The organism is Pseudomonas sp. B21-036 (assembly GCF_024748925.1).
Classification (GTDB): Bacteria; Pseudomonadota; Gammaproteobacteria; order Pseudomonadales; family Pseudomonadaceae; genus Aquipseudomonas; species Aquipseudomonas palmensis.
The window spans coordinates 1,559,060-1,577,614 of the sequence record NZ_CP087178.1 but is presented as its reverse complement, the minus strand read 5'-3'; the positions used below and the strand labels follow the sequence as shown (position 1 = coordinate 1,577,614).

Genomic DNA, 18,555 nt, shown 5'->3' with positions numbered 1-18,555 from the left:
GCCATTAGTTCATGAAAACCTGAAGTAAGTATTTGCCTGTAGCGATTCTCTTGGCGCACTACCTTTTGCAGACTCTGCGCCAATGCACCTGTCCTCGCGCATTGCTGCACCTGTTCGCAGGGCGGCCGGACAGGTTCCAACAACTAGAACAATCCAAACCGTGAGGCCCGACCGTGGACAAGATTCTTCACCAACCACTGGGCGGCAACGAAATGCCGCGTTTCGGCGGCATCGCCACCATGCTGCGTCTTCCCCACCTGCCCAGCGCCGCCGGCCTGGACGCTGCCTTCATCGGCATCCCGCTGGACATCGGCACCTCGCTGCGTTCCGGCACCCGCTTCGGCCCGCGCCAGATCCGTGCCGAATCCGTGATGATCCGCCCGTACAACATGGCCACCGGCGCCGCCCCGTTCGACTCGCTGTCGGTCGCCGACATCGGCGACGTGGCAATCAACACCTTCAATCTGCTCGACGCGGTGCGCATCATCGAAGAGGCCTACGACGAGATCCTCGAGCACGACGTGATCCCCATGACCCTGGGCGGTGACCACACCATCACCCTGCCGATCCTGCGCGCGATCCACAAGAAGCACGGCAAGGTCGGGCTGGTGCACATCGATGCCCATGCCGATGTCAACGATCACATGTTCGGCGAGAAGATCGCCCACGGCACCACCTTCCGTCGCGCCGTCGAAGAAGGCCTGCTGGACTGCGACCGCGTGGTGCAGATCGGCCTGCGCGCCCAGGGCTACACCGCCGAAGACTTCAACTGGAGCCGCAAGCAGGGCTTTCGCGTGGTGCAGGCCGAGGAGTGCTGGCACAAGTCGCTGGAGCCGCTGATGGCCGAAGTGCGTGAAAAGGTCGGTGGTGGTCCGGTTTACCTGAGCTTCGACATCGACGGCATCGATCCGGCCTGGGCACCGGGCACCGGCACCCCGGAAATCGGTGGCCTGACCACCATCCAGGCGATGGAGATCATCCGTGGCTGCCAGGGGCTGGACCTGATCGGTTGCGATCTGGTGGAGGTCTCGCCGCCCTACGACACCACCGGCAACACCTCATTGCTCGGCGCCAACCTGTTGTACGAAATGTTGTGTGTTCTGCCTGGCGTAGCGCATCGCTAACGGCCATCGGCCTGGAGTTTCACCCCCGGATGGAGCCTTTCGGCGGGCCGTACACGCGGCCCGCTTGCGGATGAATGACGCCTGGCGCACGCCACCGGCGATCGATCTCACCATAATAAAGATAATCGGAGACACCCCATGGCCTTGGACATATTCGTTGTACTGATATACGCCGCCGGCATGCTGGTACTGGGCTGGTTCGGCATGCGCCGCGCGAAGACCCACGAAGACTACCTGGTGGCCGGGCGCAACCTGGGCCCAAGCCTGTACATGGGCACCATGGCCGCCACCGTGCTGGGCGGCGCCTCTACCGTCGGCACCGTGAAGCTGGGCTATGTGCACGGCATTTCCGGCTTCTGGCTGTGCGCCGCGCTGGGCCTGGGCATCATTGCCCTGAACCTGTTCCTGGCCAAGCCGCTGCTGCGCCTGCGCATCTTCACCGTGACCCAGGTGCTGGAAAAGCGCTACAACCCCATGGCCCGCCAGGCCAGCGCCGTGATCATGCTGGCCTACGCCCTGATGATCGCCGTGACCTCTACCCTGGCCATCGGCACCGTGCTGCAGGTGCTGTTCGACCTGCCGTTCTGGGGCGCCATCCTGCTCGGTGGTGGCGTGGTAGTGGTCTACTCGACCATTGGCGGCATGTGGTCGCTGACCCTGACCGACATTGTGCAGTTCGTGATCAAGACCGTGGGCCTGATGTTCATCCTGCTGCCGATCTGCCTGTACCGGGTGGGCGGCTGGGACGAACTGGTGGCCAAGCTGCCGGCTGCCAGCTTCAACCTGACCACCATTGGTTGGGACACCATCATCACCTACTTCCTGATCTACTTCTTCGGCATCCTGATCGGCCAGGACATCTGGCAGCGCGTGTTCACTGCCCGTGACGAAAAAGTCGCCCAGCGGGCCGGTACCACGGCCGGTGTGTACTGCGTGATCTACGGCCTGGTGTGTGCCCTGATCGGCATGTGTGCGCATGTGCTGCTGCCTGACCTGGGCAATGCCAACAATGCGTTTGCGGCGATCGTGAAGTCAGCGTTGCCCGACGGCATCCGTGGGCTGGTGATTGCCGCGGCCCTGGCGGCAATGATGTCCACCGCCAGTGCCGGCTTGCTGGCTGCCTCCACGGTGCTGACCGAAGACCTGCTGCCCAAGCTGCGTGGCGGCAAGCAGTCGAGCCTTGGCATCAACCGGTTGTTTACCTTGCTTACGGGTATTGCGGTGCTGGGGATCGCGCTGGTGGTAGTGGATGTGATCAGTGCATTGACCCTGGCGTACAACCTGCTGGTGGGCGGCATGCTGGTGCCGTTGATCGGGGCAATCTACTGGAAGCGTGCAACCACGGCCGGGGCAATCACCAGCATGGGGCTGGGGTTCGTGACGGCGCTGGTGTTCATGTTCAAGGATGGGATGGATGCCAATACGCCGATCTACTACAGCCTGGCTATCGGGTTGGTGAGTTTTGTGGTGGTGAGTTTGATGTCGCGTCGGCCGGTGGGCGCGGTGAATCTGGCATAGGACGCCCCGCCTGGGTAGCGGGGTGGAGGGTCATGGACGACCTGTAGGAGCGGGCCTTGCCCCGCGAAGGCAGCAACGCGCCACATGCCTGAAACGCAACGTCCGAAATTCTGGATCAGCAACAGGCCCTGTAAAATCGGCAAGCGCAGGCTTATCCAGCATGGATGCAGCCAGCAAGGGCCCCTTCCGCTCTTACAGCGGCTTACTTTTTTCTTGGAAAAAGTAAGCAAAACCGCTCCCGTCCATCATCCGGCCCTACGCTTCGCTACGGGTCCCCTCATTCCACCCACGCTCCGTGGGGCCACGCCGAACGGGCATCCCTGCCCGTCGGCGCTTTACGGGCCATCCATGGCCCTCCACCCCACTACGCGCAGGTTCCATTCGGCCTCCTGGGGGACGGGAAGATCAAAAGCCAAAGCCAAAGCCAAAGCCAAAGCCAAAGCCAAAGCCAAAGCCAAAGCCAAAGCCAAAGCCAAAGCCAAAGCCAAAGCCAAAGCCAAAGCCAAAGCCAAAGCCAAAGCCAAAGCCTTTCAGGGATTTTGTGGGAATGGGGACGGCTGAAAAATCGCAAAAGAATACCGACGCATTGCGCAATGCGTCGGTTTCAGCAGCACGCTAGCGCCGAGGTTGGCGTTTGCGTTGCTCCTCATCGGTAGGGATCGGTACAGGCTGCATGGGTGGCGGGACAAGCCCCAATGCCACAGCCAGGTCGTGGAGCCAGTTGAACAGATCGTTTCTCATAACTCCCCCTCACGGGTCATCTGCGCGCGAAGTACGGCGGCGGCGCTACAAACTCATCATAGCCCCATGTGCAGCATCACGCCCGGGTAAAAACTTCTCTATTGATTTCAGTCAGGCACGCAGGGCCACCTCGGCATCATCGCTCACCTGCCCCTTCACCGCTTCCTGCACCGCTATCCAGGCACTCAGGTTGGCCCCGCACATGCCCTTGCGCCACATCAGCCAGGTGGTGGTCTGGTCGAACGGCGACTGCAACGGGTGCACCGTGACCCGTTCCCGGCCCGGCAGGCTTTCAAGCATCGAGGTCGCCATCAACGCCACACCCGCCCCGGCGATCACACAGGCCAGCATGCTGGGATACGATTCGATTTCCATCACCCGCCCCATCGCCGCACGATCATGGGCGTACCAGGCCTCCAGCCGCATGCGGTACGAGCATCCCTGGCGAAACGTGAACACCGCACGCCCAGCCACATCCCGGGCACTGTGCACCGGCGGGTGGTCGGCCTCGGTGAGCAGCACCAGGGTCTCCTCGCACAAGGGCACCCCATCGAGCCCGGCCAGGGCCAGCGGTCCATCCACCAGCGCCGCGTCGAGACGCCCGCTGAGCAGCCCTTCGAGCAATTCGCCGCTGGGGGCGGTCTGCACCTGCAGGTTCACCGCCGGGTAAGCTCGGTGATAGCGCGCCAGCAACTCAGGCAGATGAATGGCCGCTGAACTGTACATGCTGCCCAGCACGAAATTCCCCGCCGGCTCGCCCCCCTGAACCGCCGCAAAGGCTTCGTCATGCAACGCCAGCATGCGTGCGCTGTAGTCCAGCAGCACCTTGCCAGCCGGCGACAGCTGCAGGCGCTGGCGCTCGCGCCGAAACAGCTCCACACCCAGTTGCTCTTCCAGCTGGCGCAGGCGCGTGGACAGGTTGGAGGGCACGCGGTGCAGGCGCTCGGCCGCGCGGGTGATCGACCCCTCTTCGGCGACCGCCTGAAAGATGCGCAGTTGACTCAGCTCCACGGCAATTCTCCAAAACAGAACAAGTTCCTCATCATTATTCAATTTTTATGAAAGTCAACCCGCAGTAGCCTGACGGTCAACGCTCATCGCACAGGAACCCGACCATGTCCTCGACAATGCGCCTGCTGGCCAGCTTCGTTGCCCTGATGATGGCCATGGGCATCGGCCGATTCGCCCTCACCCCGCAACTGCCGCACCTGATCAGCGAAGGCCAGATCAGCCTGACCGCCGCCGGGCTGGTAGCCGCCGCCAATTACCTGGGCTACCTGCTCGGCGCCCTCGACGCGATGTTCGCGCACCGCCCCACCCAGGTGCGCAGGCGCCTGCTGGCCGGGTTGTGGCTGTGTGTGCTGCTGACCCTGGCCTCGTTCTGGGCCCACGGGTTCTGGCCGCATATGGCGCTGCGCCTGGGCACCGGCATCGCCAGCGCGTGGGTGGTGGTGACGCTCACCGGCATGACTCAGCACCTGGCCGCTCAAAGCCGGCAACCGCGTCTTGGCGCACTGGTGTTCGCCGGCCCTGGCATGGGTATCCTGCTCACGGGGATGCTGGCACTGGGCGCCAATCTGCAGGGCCTGGGTTCGGCACCGCTGTGGCTGATCTACGCCGCCGTGGCGCTGCTGATGCTGCTGGTGATCCAGCCCGCGCTGCCACACCCGCAACCAGTGCCCGCGCACAAGGCCACCGCGCAGGGTGCGACACCCGGCATCGGACGGCTGGGGCTGATCTATGCACTGTACGGGGTGGGATACATCATTCCGGCCACTTTCATGTCGCAGATGGCCAGCGCACGTTTTCACGGCCAGTGGCTGGCCGACCTGTTCTGGCCGGCCTTCGGCCTGGCTGCCGCCATGGGTGTGGTGCTGGTCAGCCTGCGCCGCCCGCACCACGGCAGCACGGCGCGCTGGCTGATGGCAACGTTGTGGCTGCAGGCCGCCGGGGTACTGGCCTGCCTGCTGGGCAGCGGCGCCGGCCTGGCGCTGGGTGTACTGCTGTGCGGCACGCCGTTTCTGGCCTGCATGCAGTTGGTGATGCAGCGCTCGCGCGAACTGGCCCCCCACGCCACCCACCGCAATGCCGGCCTGCTGACCACCTGCTTCGCCCTCGGCCAACTCAGCGGCCCGCTGCTGGCGGCGTTGAGCAATCAGTTCAGCGCCAGCCTGCAACCGGCGCTGGTAGTGGCCGCCAGCGGCCTGATCATCGCCGGGGCCCTGCTGTTGCGCCCGGCTACTGGCCGAGCAGGCGCCGCAGACGCCTGCGTACCCACTGCTCGGCACTGACCAGGGTAATGCCCAGCAACACGCAGACGGCGCCCAGGATGAAGTTCAGGCTCAACGGCTCGCCCAGCAGCAACACGCCGAACGTCACCCCGAACAACGGGGTGATGAACGAGAACACCGCCAGGTTGGACGCCAGGTAGCGACGCAGCAGCCAGAACCAGGTCAGGTAGCTGAAGAACGACACCACCACCGCCTGGAACAGCACGCTGCTGATCGATGTGGCGGTCAGCGTCACATGGCCGACCTGCCCGGTCAGTACCGCGATCAGCAGCAGGCCGACGAAGCCGACCATCAGTTGGTAGAACAGGGTCAGGGTAGCCGGTGCCTCCGACAGGCGCGAAGCCCGCACCACGACGGTGGTCGCGCCCCAGGCCATGCCGGCCATAACGCCCATCGCATCGCCCAGCAGCATGCGCCCATCGAGGTTGTCCAGCGACAGTCCGCCGGCAAAGGCCACGGCAATACCGGCGAACGCCAGCAGGATGCCGAGCCACTGCAGCGGGCGAAGGCGCTCGCTGGGCAGCATGAAGTGCAGCCCCAGCGCAGTGAACACCGGCGCGGTGTAGAGGAACACCGACATGTGCGCCGCGGACGTCAGTTGCAGCCCTTCGGCTATCAGCAGAAACTCCAGGCCGAACAGCGAACCGGCCAGCAAACCGCCCTTCCAGGTAGTGCCCAGCTGTTCCCAGCCACCCCGCCAGCACATCAGCAACGCGACCATCAGTGCCGAGATGCCCGAGCGCGCGGCGGCCTGCATCACCGGTGCGATGTCCGGCGCGGCCCACTTGATCATGACCTGCTGGATGCCCCAGATCAGGCACAGGCCCAGCATGACCTGCAGAGCGAAGGTGTCGGTATTCTTACGAAGGGCGCTCAAGGGCGACCCCCATTATCGCGGCACGGCATGGCAGGCTCTCGGCAATAGTGGATCCAGCGCCGATTATCAGGGCCTGCTGCCAGCGATTACCAGCCCGATCAGGCGATTTGTGCCTTTGACGCCACTTCGTCGAAGGTCGCCTCATCCAGTGCATCAGCCTGCTCGTTCAACACCTGGCGCGGATGATCATTGCCCGGGATTGCGCTGTCGATAAGGCTGAGCAGGCGCGAGCCTCGTTGGGTAAGGACGAAGTTCTCGCCATTGCCCCCTTCCTCTTCAGGGCGCGTCTCGATAAAGCCGCGCTCGAACAGCAGCTTCTCGTATTCACAGGCCTGGGTCTTCAGATGATCAAGCTCCGGCACTGCATCGCCTTTGGCAGCCAGGCCGGCAGCATGCTGCTCGGCATACGGGCGCGGGGTAAAGCTGTGGCCGGCGCCGTTCTGCACTTCGTGCAGCAGGCGCTCCATCAGGTCCCAGTCATAGGTAGTGCTCATCGGTCCAACCTCCAGCAAGGGGATGTAAGGGTGTGACAGGCGCGCGCGGCAGCGGTTCGACTGAACTTTCCGGCCGGCACAGCCCTCCACCGAACACCTTCGCCCGTAATGGAACACGAGGTCCGACCATGAAAACGCTGATGAGCATCACCGCTGCCGCTGCCCTTCTATTTGCCGTGCCCACCTGGGCCTGCACGCTGGAAGAGGCCACGCAGAAACGCGAGGAGCTGGCCAAGGAGGTCAGCAAACTGACGGAGCAGAACCCGCAGAAGGCCAAGGAGATCAATGAAGAACTGCAGGGGATGAAGCTGGGAACCGAGAGCAAGGACCTGCCGGACAAATGCCAGCTGATCGACAAGCGCATGCAGGAACTGAAGGCGGCAGAGAAGAAAGTCTGAATCGAGGATGACGCGTTCGCTGGCAAGACAGCTCCTGTAGGAGCCGGCCTTGCCGGCGAATAGGCCCTGCAACCTTACTCGGCAGCCGGTGCCGGCTTGCGCTTCTTCAGCGGTGCCATGCCGTCCTGGCTCACCAGGGAGGGAGCATTGGGCTTGGGCTTGGCGGTCGGCTTGCGTTTGGCCACCACCTTCTTGTCGGTCTTCTTGTCGGTCTTTTTCTTCTTGACCCCGGCGGCCTTGCCCGACGCCTTGACCTTCTTCGGCCCGGTATAGGTGCCTTTGACTTCCTTGATGGTGCGGCGCTCGAAGCTCTGCTTGAGGTAGCGCTCGATGCTCGACATCAGGTTCCAGTCACCATGGCAGATCAGCGACACTGCCAGACCTTCGTTGCCGGCGCGCCCGGTACGACCGATACGGTGTACATATTCGTCGCCGCTGCGCGGCATGTCGAAGTTGATCACCAGGTCCAGGCCGTCCACGTCCAGGCCACGGGCCGCGACGTCGGTCGCCACCAGCACCTTGGCGCCGCCCTGCTTGAGGCGCTCGATGGCCAGCTTGCGGTCCTTCTGGTCCTTGTCGCCGTGCAGCACGAATGCCTTGATGTCCTTGGCCACCAGGTGACCGTAGATACGGTCGGCCATCACCCGGGTATTGGTGAAGATGATTGCCTTCTGGTAGGTCTCGTTGGCCAGCAGCCACTGCACGATCTGTTCTTTGTGCTGGTTGTGGTCGGCGGTGATGATCTGCTGGCGGGTGCCGTCGTTGAGCTGGCTGACGGTATTGAGCATCAGGTGCTCGGGGTCTTTGAGTACCTTGCCGATCATGTCGCGCAGGCCGGCACCGCCAGTGGTAGCCGAGAACAGCAGGGTCTGCTCGCGGTTCGCGCACTCGTTGCACAGACGCTCGACGTCTTCGGAAAAGCCCATGTCGAGCATGCGGTCGGCTTCGTCCAGCACCACCGCCTGCACATGTTCAAGGTGCAGGTTGCCGGCATTGAGGTGTTCGAGCATGCGCCCCGGGGTGCCGACCAGGATGTCCGGCACCTTGCGCAGCATGGCGGCCTGTTCCTTGAAGTCTTCACCACCGGTGATCATGCCGGCCTTGATGTAGGTGAACTGGGCGAAACGCTCGATTTCCTTGAGGGTCTGCTGGGCCAGCTCGCGGGTCGGCAGCAGCACCAGGGCACGGATCTCGACACGGCTCTGCTTCAGGTCCACCAGGCGGTTGAGCACTGGCAGCATGAAGGCGGCGGTCTTGCCGCTACCGGTTTTCGCCGTCACCCGCAGGTCACGCCCTTGCAGCGCCAGGGGGATGGCCGCCGCCTGCACAGGCGTGGGCTCGACAAAGTTCAGTGCGGCCACGGCTTTGAGCAGGCGTTCGTGCAGGGCGAATTGGGAAAACACGGGTGTACCTCGGGCAAGTGCAGAAATTCAGCCATATAGGGTAACGTTTTCCGGCGCTCACGCCGAATTTCTTTTGGCATTGTCACGACTTTCCGCGTTCTAATTGCACTTCCACTCTTTTTGCGGACACCTTTACTAAGGCATGGATATTCAATTGTTCTGGCAAAACGCCCTGGATCTGTGGGGCACCCTCGATCAGCACCCGCTGCTGCACGCCGGCCTGGGTCTGGCGGTACTGCTGCTGGCCGCCCTGGTACTGGGGCGTGTGGCACGCTTCATGATCCTGCACGCCGTCCGGCTGCTGAGCCGCCAGCCGGCCCTGCACTGGCTCAACGACCTTCTGCACAACAAGGTATTCCAGCGCCTGGCGCAGATGGTGCCCTCGCTGGTGGTGCAGTTCGGCCTCAAGCTGGTGCCGGAGCTCAGCGCCACCAGCCAGCATTTTCTGGGCAACGTGGCGCTGGCGTTCACCATTCTGTTCCTGGTGCTGGCCATCAGTGCACTGCTCGATGCCCTGCTCGATATCTATGCCCGCACCGAACATGCGCGTACCCGTTCGATCAAGGGCTATGTGCAACTGGCCAAGATGGTGCTGTTCGTGTTCGGCGCGATCATCATCGTCGCCACCCTGATCGACCGCTCGCCGTTACTGCTGCTGTCGGGCCTGGGTGCGATGTCGGCGGTGATCCTGTTGGTGTACAAGGACACCCTGCTGTCGTTCGTGGCCAGCGTGCAACTGACCAGCAACGACATGCTGCGCGTCGGCGACTGGATCGAGATGCCCCAGGTGGGCGCCGACGGCGACGTGGTGGACATCACCCTGCACACGGTCAAGGTGCAGAACTTCGACAAGACCATTGTCTCGATCCCCACCTGGCGCTTGATGTCCGAATCGTTCAAGAACTGGCGTGGCATGCAGCAGGCCGGCGGTCGGCGCATCAAGCGCAGCCTGTTCATCGATGCTGGCGGCGTGCGCTTTCTGACCGATGAAGAAGAGCAACGCCTGGGCAAGGTGCGCCTGCTCACCGACTACATGACCCGCAAGCGCAGCGAACTGCAGGCCTGGAACGAAGCCCAGGGCCCTGTGGCAGCGCTGTCGGCCAACCGCCGGCGCATGACCAACATCGGCACCTTCCGCGCCTATGCCCTGGCGTACCTGAAAAGCCACCCGGACATCCAGCCGAACATGACCTGCATGGTGCGTCAGATGCAGACCACCGCCCAGGGCGTGCCCCTGGAAATCTACTGCTTCACCCGCACCACCGCCTGGGCCGATTATGAACGTATCCAGGGCGATATCTTCGACTACCTGCTGGCCGTGATGCCCGAGTTCGGTCTGGGCCTGTACCAGCAACCCAGCGGCAGCGACCTGCGCGCCGGGCTGCTACCGGCCGGTGCCGTTCGCGAGCAACGGGCGTTGAGCACCGAGTCGGCTGAGCCATAGCGAGGCCAGTATCACCGCACCACCGATGAACAGCCGGCCCAGCGGCTCGTGCTGGTTCCAGATCAGCAGGTTGAGCAACAGCCCGACCGGCACATGCAGGTTGTTCATCACCGCCAGGGTGCCGCCTGAAACCAGGCAGGCGCCCTTGTTCCACCAGTACAGCCCCAGCGCCGTCGGGCACAATCCCAGAAACAGCAGCACCAGCCACTGCACGTCGGTGCTGGGCAAATGTTGCGCGTTGCCGAACAGCAGGAAGGCCGGCAGCACCACCAGCAGGGCGCCCAGGTAGAAGTAGCCGAAGCGTCGGTAGTGCGGCAGGTCACTGGGGTAACGGGCAACCAGGTGCTTGTACAGCACCTGACCGGCGGCATAGGTGAAGTTGGCCAGTTGCAGCAGCACAAAGCCCATGAAGAAGTCCGGGCTGATGCGGTCAAAGCGAATCACCGCTGCGCCCCCCACCGCCACCAGTGCGGCCACCAGTGCCCACGGGTTGAAGCGCCGGTTCAGGGCATCCTCGATCAGGGTCACGTGCAAGGGTGTAAGAATGGTGAACAGCAGCACTTCGGGCACGCTCAGCACACGAAAGCTCAAATACAGGCACACATAGGTGATGCCGAACTGCAACGCGCCGATCAGCAGCATGGCCCGCATGAAGCGCGGCTCGACCTTGCGCCAGCGGGTCAACGGCAAAAACACCAGGCCGGCCAGCAGTACCCGCGCCAGTACCGCGAAGTAGCTGTCGACATGCCCGGCCAGGTATTCGCCGATCAGGCTGAAGGAAAACGCCTGGATCAGCGCGACGATCAATAAGTAGCCCATGTATGCCCCCTGATATGCAGGCGGCGACCTTAGCGGTTGACCACCGGGCCGGCAACCGCTTTTGAAAGGCCTGCACTCAAGGTGCCAGCAGGCTCAACGGGTCTGATCGGCCGTGATGAACTGGAAGCGTGCGGGGGTGGCGCCAGAGGGCAAGGTCACCGCGATGATCGGCACCAGGATGCCCGTCTGGCTGAAGAAGTCCCGCTGATCCGCCTGCGCCCCCGCCCTTCCGCTCGCGCTCCCGCCAATATAGAAGAAGGCTTCCATCGGCAATTGGCGACCGATGTTCTGCGGCCACAGGGCCATGCGCACTTCGTTCTGGATGCCGCCAAGGTTGGCGCCGGGCAGGTTTCTGGCACGCAGGCTCTGATAGAACGCGATGGCGCCTTCTTTGTTGAGTTCATCGCGAACATTGAAGCCGCACTGGCGTGCATTGATCCGGTTGGCGTTGTAATGCGCCAGCCATTGTTCGGCTGTACCGATGCCCTGCGCCCTGCACTCGCGACTCACCGTGGGGTAACCGACATTCTGCCCGCACCCCTGCGACTCTCGCCTGTTGGAATCGGCGTCCACAGGAAACGAGCACAACACACGGGGCTTGTATTGATTGTTGGCGTACAAGATAGGCACGAAGATGAAGCCGTTAGTGTACCCATAGGCCAACCGACTGAACGCAGAGTCGGCGCGCAGGTAGGAGAACGACACGCCCGAGGCGGTGGGGTTCGGGTTCCACGAATGAAACGCCGGGCTGTTCTGCGTAGCGCGCATGAGGATGCCGCTGCACAGAAAGGCCGGCGCGCTGGAGGCGTTACAGTTCTGCCGGGTGTCGCGGTAACGTTCCTGCAGGTGGCGTGCAACCGTGGCTCCGGAAACAGCCGCCGTACCTGCACGGGACTGCAACGCAGCGGCCTGGACCGTTGGCGGCACCGAGCTTGCCTGCGCAACCTCGTCATTGGCAGGCTGCACCGGCGCCCGGTTGGCGCAGGCTGTCATCAGGCTGATCAACAGCAACAGTGTGAACGTGTTCAACATGGTGCCTCCCTGCGCTCGCGCCGGCTTTGAACCCTTGCTTGCGGGTCACGCCTTGCTTGGCGGGCGTTTCGCAGGTTTGCCAGGCACTTTCGCAGGTGCTTCTGACGCCTTCGCAGGTTTTTTCACCGGCACTTTCGCAGGGCCCTCAGGCGCCTCCTCAGATGCCGGGGGCACCTCCAGGCTCGGGATATAAAGCAGCCTGGAAAATTGGTAGTCCGAGCCCGTAACCGCTTCAAGCGCATAATTGAGCCACACTGGCTTGCCTCTGTTCTGCTGAAACCAGCTCAGTGGAATTTCAAACTGGGCTTTACCACCCTCCATGGATTTCCACCCCAGGTCCTCATGCCCTGTCGCGGTGAAACCTCTTAGACGAACCTTGTGTGAACGGTGCCATTTGTCATAGGTAACCGTGGCCACGCGAGAACCGCGGTCAAGTTTTGGCCGGTCCAATGGATCGAAACTTTGGACTTGCACCGTATAGTAACGACTCTGCGAAACCACCCATGCTCCGCCATTCCTGCTCAGCGCGAAATTTACCTGTGCCGTTTGACCGGAACTGCTGTACATCAGCGCTTTTGGACAAGAAGAGTACAGCGCTTGCGGCGGGTTTTTGATGACTTGCACGGGCAAATCGAAGATGATACCGGAAGGTTCGACAATTCTTACCCTGACCCTGTCACCGGCGTACATACCGGCTGATATGAGCGTCCTGACTGACAAAAAATCCGTATTGCTGCCGCAGTTGTAGATCCCCCTTATCAGGAAATACCTTCTCGACGGGTCTTGGGGGTATTCGGGATGATCAATCGAACAGTCGATCGTCGGGGCATCCCAGGCATATAGCTTGGACTCAATTTTAGCAGGCATAGGTACGCATCCTTATATCCGCGAGGCAAGTTACAAACTTTCACGGCGGAAAGTCTGTCCGTCACCTGTATATAAACAGCTAGGCATTCAAGCGCGCACCTGACAAAACTGTCAGTTCTCTATAAACAATCAACCTGGCAATGACAGGTTTTATAACCACCCACAAAAAAGCCCGGTCAAACCAGTGTCTGACCGGGCAGGTACACCCAAAGGAGCAAAGGTGTCAGGCGGGGGGAAAATCGGTACGGCTCAAGCTACCGCAGCCAGCAGCGCCTTGGCCTGGTTCAGGCCTTTTTCGTGGAAGTCGCCGCCCATGTTCAGGCCCTCGGCGTGAATGAACGTCACCTCGTGTATGCCGATGAAGGCCATCACCTGGCGCAGGTAGGGCTCCTGATGGTCGCTACCGGCCCCGGCGTGGATACCGCCGCGGGCCGTCAGCACATAGGCGCGCTTGCCGGTCAGCAAGCCCTGCGGGCCGGTGGGGGTGTATTTGAAGGTGATGCCGGCACGCAGCACATGGTCGAGCCAGGCCTTCAGCGTACTGGGGATGGTGAAGTTGTACATCGGCGCCGCCAGCACCAGTACATCGGCGGCCAGCACTTCGTCGGTCAGTTCGTTGGAACGTGCCAGTGCCTGCACTTCTTCGGCGCTGCGCTGGGCTTCGGGCTTCATCCAGCCACCCAGCAGATGGCTGTCCAGGTGGGGTACCGGGTTCAATGCCAGGTCGCGCACGCTGATCTGGTCGGCCGGGTTGGCCGCCTGCCACTGGCTGGTGAAATCACGGGTCAGCTGACGAGACACGGAGTCCTGCAGGCGGGCGCTGCTTTCGATGATCAGTACGCGGGACATGGGTTGCCTCCATCGGCAAGTTCGCTAAGTCGATGGAGGCAAGATTAGAGATTGACCTATCGATAAAAAAGCGTAAAAACTGGGTTAAATCTATCAGTTAACCTGTTTTATTGCGGTTTGCAGTCCAGCGCAATGCGCAGCTTGAGGATTTCGCGGTTGAATTTGGCCGTCACGTCGACGCTCTTTTTCGCCGGTACCTGTATGCGCCGTACCCTCGGGGCCTCCGGGCCGTTGCGGAAGGTGACCTTGCACGTCGCTGCCACATCGCCGTAGTTGTTCAGGCTGATCGAGCCGATGTCACGGTCGGTGTCGTAGGTGGTGTAGTCAAGCTTCACCCCGTCGGTGTTCTTGGTCACGTCGATGGGGTAGGCCAGGGCCGTCAGCGGCAGCAGGGCCAGCAGTGCAACACAGATTTTCTTCATAACGGCGCTCTCCATGAAAGTGCGCCAGCTTAGGACAACAGGAGCCGAAGATGAAAGCGCCGCGCGTTACCCTGGATCAGTGGCGGACTCTGCAGGCGGTGGTCGACCACGGCGGCTTTGCCCAGGCCGCCGAAGCCCTGCACCGCTCCCAATCGTCGGTGAGCTATACCGTGGCCCGCATGCAGGACCAGCTCGGCGTGCCGTTGCTGCGCATCGACGGGCGCAAGGCGGTGCTCACCGATGCCGGCAGCGTGCTGCTGCGCCGCTCGCGCCAGTTGGTCAAGCAGGCCAGCCAACTCGAAGACCTCGCCCATCACATGGAGCAGGGTTGGGAAGCCGAGGTGCGCCTGGTGGTCGATGCCGCCTACCCCAATGCCCGACTGGTACGTGCCCTGAGTGCGTTCATGCCGCAAAGTCGCGGCTGCCGGGTGCGCCTGCGCGAGGAGGTGCTGTCAGGGGTCGAGGAAGTGCTGCATGAAGGGGTGGCGGACCTTGCCATCAGCGGCTTCAGCATCCCCGGCTACCTGGGCACCGAATTGAGCGCGGTGGAGTTCGTGGCCGTTGCACACCCCGAGCACAGCCTGCACCGCCTGGGCCGCGAGCTCAGTTTCCAGGACCTGGAGAGCCAGTTGCAGGTGGTGATCCGCGACTCTGGCCGGGCACAACCGCGGGATGTGGGCTGGCTGGGCGCCGAACAGCGCTGGACGGTCGGCAGCCTGGCCACCGCCGCCACCTTCGTCAGCAGCGGCCTGGGCTTTGCCTGGCTGCCACGCCACCTGATCGAGCGCGAACTGCGCGAAGGCGTGCTCAAGCCACTGCCGCTGGACCAGGGTGGCAGCCGTCACCCGCTGTTCTACCTTTACTCGAACAAGGACAAACCCCTGGGCCCGGCCACGCAGATCCTCATCGAGTTGCTGCGCAACTTCGACACTGCGCCGCTGGACGTGCCCTTCGCCGCCCCCGCCCAAGCCTGACAGGTAACGCCCATGGCCTATTTCGAACATGAAGGTTGCACCCTGCATTACGAGGAATATGGCCAGGGCGAGCCCCTGGTACTGCTGCACGGCCTGGGCTCGAGCTGCCAGGACTGGGAATACCAGGTACCGGAGCTGGCCCGTCAGTACCGCGTGATCCTGCTCGATGTGCGCGGCCACGGGCGCTCCGACAAGCCTCGCGAGCGCTACAGCATCGCCGGCTTCAGCGCCGACCTGCTGGCCCTGCTGGAGCACCTGAACACCGGCCCGGTGCACCTGGCTGGCCTGTCGATGGGCGGCATGATCGGCTTCCAGTTTGCCGTCGACCATCCCCACGGGTTGCGCAGCCTGTGCATCGTCAACAGCGCACCCGAGGTCAAGCTGCGCAGCCGCGACGATTACTGGCAATGGTTCAAGCGCTGGAGCCTGGCCCGCCTGCTGAGCCTGAAGACCATCGGCAAAGGCCTGGCCGCGCGCCTGTTTCCCAAGCCGGAGCAGGCCGAGTTGCGACGCAAGATGGCCGAGCGCTGGGCGCGCAACGACAAGCGTGCGTACCTGGCCAGCTTCGATGCCATCGTCGGCTGGGGGGTACAGGAACGCCTGGGCCAGATCCGCTGTCCTACGCTGGTCATCAGCGCCGACCACGATTACACCCCGATACAGCTCAAGCAGCGCTACGTCGCGCTTATTCCTCAAGCACGACTGGCGGTCATCGAAGATTCACGGCACGCTACACCGCTGGATCAACCCCGGCTGTTCAACCAGACCCTGCTGCAGTTTCTGGCAACGGCTTCAACCACTTCTCAAGGATCATTGAGTTCATGCTGAAAAAACTTCTGCTTGGCGCCTGCTCGGTCGTCTTCGCCACCAGCCTGATGGCTGCCGAAAAAGCCCCGCACGTACTGCTCGACACCAGCTTCGGCCAGATCGAAGTGGAACTGGACCCGGTCAAGGCGCCCATCTCGACCAAGAACTTCCTCGAGTATGTCGACAGCGGCTTCTACACCAACACCATCTTCCACCGCGTGATCCCGGGCTTCATGGTCCAGGGCGGCGGCTTCACCGCGCAGATGCAACAGAAGTCGACCAAGGACCCGATCCGCAACGAGGCCAGCAACGGCCTGCACAACACCCGCGGCACCCTGTCGATGGCCCGCACATCCAACCCGAACTCGGCCACCAGCCAGTTCTTCATCAACGTGGCCGACAACGCCTTCCTCGATCCGGGCCGCGATGCCGGCTACGCCGTGTTCGCCAAGGTGGTCAAGGGTATGGACGTGGTCGACCAGATCGTCAACTCGCCTACCACGCGCAAGAACGGCATGGCCGATGTACCGGCCGATCCCGTGCTGATCAAGTCCGCCAAACGCATTGACTGAGCCCGTGTTCACAGGGACGTGAACCACGACCGGCCCGGTCGAGTCAGACAGGAGTTAGAGTTTTGAGGTTGTATCGCTATTTCGAAAAGCTGATCGATATCTTTCGCGAAGCACCGACCGCATCGCCGCCGGGCAAGGTCCTGCCGTTCTATTTCTACTACCTGCGCCAGGTGTGGCCCAGCTTTGCCGCACTGCTGGTGGTGGGGCTGGTGGCTTCGCTCATCGAAGTGGCGCTGTTCAGTTACCTGAGCCGCATCATCGACCTGGCCCAGGGCACGCCAAACCCCGATTTCTTCAGCGATCACGCCAGCGAGCTGATCTGGATGGTGGTGGTCACGCTGCTGCTGCGCCCGCTGTTCTTCGGCCTGCACGACCTGCTGGTGCACCAGACCATCAGCCCGGGCATGACCAGCATGATCCGCTGGCAGAACCACACCCATGTGCTCAAGCAGAGCCTCAATTTCTTCCAGAGCGATTTTGCCGGGCGCATCGCCCAGCGCATCATGCAGACCGGCAACTCGCTGCGCGATTCGGCCGTGCAGGCGGTGGACGCCCTGTGGCACGTGCTGATCTACGCGATCAGCTCGCTGGTGCTGTTCGCCGAGGCCGACTGGCGCCTGATGCTGCCCCTGACCGTCTGGATCTTCGCCTACATCGGCGCACTGTGCTATTTCGTGCCCAGGGTCAAGGAGCGCTCGGTGGTGTCATCGGATGCGCGCTCCAAGCTGATGGGCCGCATTGTCGATGGCTACACCAACATCGCCACCCTCAAGCTGTTCGCCCACACCGACTTCGAGCGCCAGTACGCCCGCGAAGCGATTCGCGAGCAGACCGAAAAGACCCAGCTGGCCTCGCGGGTGATCACCAGCATGGATGTGGTCATCACCAGCCTCAACGGGCTGCTGATCGTCACCACCACCGGCCTGGCGCTGTGGCTGTGGAGCCAGTCGCTGATCACCGTGGGCGCCATCGCCCTGGCCACCGGCCTGGTGATCCGCATCGTCAACATGTCGGGCTGGATCATGTGGGTGGTCAACGGCATCTTCGAGAACATCGGCATGGTGCAGGATGGCCTCAAGACCATCGCCCAGCCGGTCACCGTCACCGATCCGCCAGATGCTCCGGCGCTCAAGGTCGATCGCGGCGCGGTGCGCTTCGACAACGTCGACTTTCATTACGGTCAGGGCAGCCGGATCATCAGCAACCTGACCCTGGACATTCGCCCCGGCGAGAAGATCGGCCTGATCGGCCCCTCGGGCGCCGGCAAGTCCACCCTGGTCAACCTGCTGCTGCGCCTGTACGACCTGGAAAGTGGCCGTATCCTGATCGACGGCCAGGACATTGCCCAGGTGAGCCAGGCCAGCCTGCGCGCACAGATCGGCATGATCACCCAGGACACCTCGCTGCTGCACCGCTCGATTCGCGACAACCTGCTGTATGGCCGGCCGGATGCGACAGAAGAGGAGTTGTGGGAGGCGGTGCGCCGGGCGCGGGCCGATGAGTTCATCCCTCAGCTGTCCGATGCCCAGGGGCGCACCGGTTTCGATGCGCATGTGGGCGAGCGTGGCGTGAAACTGTCCGGCGGCCAGCGCCAGCGCATCGCGATTGCGCGGGTGCTGCTCAAGAATGCGCCGATCCTGATCATGGACGAAGCCACTTCGGCGCTGGATTCGGAAGTGGAGGCAGCCATCCAGGAGAGCCTGGAGACCCTGATGCAGGGCAAGACGGTGATCGCCATTGCGCACCGCCTGTCGACCATCGCGCGGATGGACCGGCTGGTGGTGCTGGAGCAGGGGCGGATTGCCGAGATGGGCACCCATGCCGAACTGCTGGCGCACCAGGGGCTGTACGCACGGTTGTGGCATCACCAGACGGGTGGGTTTGTCGGGGTCGATTGAACACCGCGGCGACGGTATCGCGGGT

General features: G+C 62.8%; 20 protein-coding genes. 9 read left to right on the top strand and 11 right to left on the bottom strand.

Annotated elements, in window-relative coordinates; genetic code table 11:
- The first annotated feature begins 173 nt into the window (after positions 1–173).
- Complete coding sequence (gene speB / locus LOY33_RS07150; RefSeq protein WP_043864136.1) at positions 174–1,124, top strand: agmatinase; 951 nt, start codon at positions 174–176, stop codon at positions 1,122–1,124.
- 138 nt (positions 1,125–1,262) lie between these two features.
- A complete protein-coding gene (locus tag LOY33_RS07145; RefSeq protein WP_043864137.1) occupies positions 1,263–2,642 on the top strand; it encodes a sodium:solute symporter in 1,380 nt (459 codons plus the stop codon).
- 405 nt (positions 2,643–3,047) lie between these two features.
- On the opposite strand, the gene LOY33_RS07140 is transcribed toward LOY33_RS07145, so the two are convergent.
- From LOY33_RS07140 to ptrR, 3 genes are all read right to left on the bottom strand, one after another.
- Positions 3,048–3,236, bottom strand: a complete 189-nt coding sequence (locus LOY33_RS07140; RefSeq protein ID WP_258662366.1) for a hypothetical protein — start codon at positions 3,234–3,236, stop codon at positions 3,048–3,050.
- Between the two features lie 21 nt (positions 3,237–3,257).
- On the bottom strand, positions 3,258–3,383 hold the full coding sequence (locus LOY33_RS25910) for a PA1414 family protein (RefSeq protein WP_286900691.1): 126 nt from the start codon (positions 3,381–3,383) through the stop codon (positions 3,258–3,260).
- Between the two features lie 111 nt (positions 3,384–3,494).
- The gene (ptrR, locus tag LOY33_RS07135; RefSeq protein WP_088514513.1) at positions 3,495–4,394 is read right to left on the bottom strand and encodes a putrescine utilization regulator PtrR; all 900 of its coding nucleotides are present in this window, start codon (positions 4,392–4,394) and stop codon (positions 3,495–3,497) included.
- 104 nt (positions 4,395–4,498) lie between these two features.
- Here ptrR and LOY33_RS07130 point away from each other — a divergent pair, with 104 nt between their 5' ends.
- Complete coding sequence (locus LOY33_RS07130; RefSeq protein WP_258662365.1) at positions 4,499–5,674, top strand: MFS transporter; 1,176 nt, start codon at positions 4,499–4,501, stop codon at positions 5,672–5,674.
- On the opposite strand, the gene LOY33_RS07125 is transcribed toward LOY33_RS07130, so the two are convergent.
- Both LOY33_RS07125 and LOY33_RS07120 read right to left on the bottom strand, forming a co-directional pair.
- A complete protein-coding gene (locus LOY33_RS07125) occupies positions 5,622–6,506 on the bottom strand; it encodes a DMT family transporter (RefSeq protein WP_370409175.1) in 885 nt (294 codons plus the stop codon). The genes LOY33_RS07130 and LOY33_RS07125 overlap by 53 nt on opposite strands.
- A 143-nt stretch (positions 6,507–6,649) precedes the next feature.
- Positions 6,650–7,045, bottom strand: a complete 396-nt coding sequence (locus tag LOY33_RS07120; RefSeq protein WP_258662364.1) for a transcriptional regulator — start codon at positions 7,043–7,045, stop codon at positions 6,650–6,652.
- Between the two features lie 128 nt (positions 7,046–7,173).
- Here LOY33_RS07120 and LOY33_RS07115 point away from each other — a divergent pair, with 128 nt between their 5' ends.
- Positions 7,174–7,443: a hypothetical protein gene (locus tag LOY33_RS07115; RefSeq protein ID WP_043864143.1), complete on the top strand. Its 270-nt coding sequence runs from the start codon at positions 7,174–7,176 to the stop codon at positions 7,441–7,443.
- A 74-nt stretch (positions 7,444–7,517) separates the two neighbouring features.
- Here LOY33_RS07115 and LOY33_RS07110 read toward each other — a convergent pair whose 3' ends face one another.
- Positions 7,518–8,846: a DEAD/DEAH box helicase gene (locus tag LOY33_RS07110; RefSeq protein ID WP_043864144.1), complete on the bottom strand. Its 1,329-nt coding sequence runs from the start codon at positions 8,844–8,846 to the stop codon at positions 7,518–7,520.
- 142 nt (positions 8,847–8,988) lie between these two features.
- On the opposite strand from LOY33_RS07110, the gene LOY33_RS07105 reads away from it, so the two are divergent.
- The gene (locus LOY33_RS07105; RefSeq protein ID WP_043864145.1) at positions 8,989–10,290 is read left to right on the top strand and encodes a mechanosensitive ion channel family protein; all 1,302 of its coding nucleotides are present in this window, start codon (positions 8,989–8,991) and stop codon (positions 10,288–10,290) included.
- Here LOY33_RS07105 and LOY33_RS07100 read toward each other — a convergent pair.
- From LOY33_RS07100 to LOY33_RS07080, 5 genes are all read right to left on the bottom strand, one after another.
- Positions 10,231–11,109, bottom strand: a complete 879-nt coding sequence (locus tag LOY33_RS07100) for a carboxylate/amino acid/amine transporter (protein ID WP_043864146.1) — start codon at positions 11,107–11,109, stop codon at positions 10,231–10,233. The two genes, LOY33_RS07105 and LOY33_RS07100, sit on opposite strands and share 60 nt — an antisense overlap.
- Positions 11,110–11,202: 93 nt before the next feature.
- On the bottom strand, positions 11,203–12,141 hold the full coding sequence (locus tag LOY33_RS07095) for a hypothetical protein (RefSeq protein WP_054914938.1): 939 nt from the start codon (positions 12,139–12,141) through the stop codon (positions 11,203–11,205).
- A gap of 45 nt (positions 12,142–12,186) precedes the next feature.
- Positions 12,187–13,008, bottom strand: a complete 822-nt coding sequence (locus LOY33_RS07090) for a hypothetical protein (RefSeq protein ID WP_258662363.1) — start codon at positions 13,006–13,008, stop codon at positions 12,187–12,189.
- Between the two features lie 249 nt (positions 13,009–13,257).
- Positions 13,258–13,857, bottom strand: coding sequence for an FMN-dependent NADH-azoreductase (locus LOY33_RS07085; protein ID WP_043864148.1), 600 nt, complete (start codon positions 13,855–13,857; stop codon positions 13,258–13,260).
- Positions 13,858–13,964: 107 nt separating this feature from the next.
- Positions 13,965–14,279, bottom strand: a complete 315-nt coding sequence (locus tag LOY33_RS07080; RefSeq protein ID WP_043864149.1) for a hypothetical protein — start codon at positions 14,277–14,279, stop codon at positions 13,965–13,967.
- Positions 14,280–14,329: 50 nt separating this feature from the next.
- Here LOY33_RS07080 and LOY33_RS07075 point away from each other — a divergent pair, with 50 nt between their 5' ends.
- The 4 genes from LOY33_RS07075 (at position 14,330) to LOY33_RS07060 (ending at position 18,530) form a co-directional block, all read left to right on the top strand.
- The gene (locus LOY33_RS07075; RefSeq protein WP_043864150.1) at positions 14,330–15,253 is read left to right on the top strand and encodes a LysR family transcriptional regulator; all 924 of its coding nucleotides are present in this window, start codon (positions 14,330–14,332) and stop codon (positions 15,251–15,253) included.
- Positions 15,254–15,265: 12 nt separating this feature from the next.
- Positions 15,266–16,081: an alpha/beta fold hydrolase gene (locus LOY33_RS07070; protein ID WP_258662362.1), complete on the top strand. Its 816-nt coding sequence runs from the start codon at positions 15,266–15,268 to the stop codon at positions 16,079–16,081.
- Entirely contained in the window at positions 16,075–16,632 is a 558-nt protein-coding gene (locus LOY33_RS07065) for a peptidylprolyl isomerase (protein WP_196932143.1), read from the top strand. The genes LOY33_RS07070 and LOY33_RS07065 overlap by 7 nt, the downstream gene beginning before the upstream one ends.
- A gap of 68 nt (positions 16,633–16,700) precedes the next feature.
- The gene (locus tag LOY33_RS07060) at positions 16,701–18,530 is read left to right on the top strand and encodes an ABC transporter ATP-binding protein (RefSeq protein WP_196932161.1); all 1,830 of its coding nucleotides are present in this window, start codon (positions 16,701–16,703) and stop codon (positions 18,528–18,530) included.
- Positions 18,531–18,555: the final 25 nt, after the last annotated feature.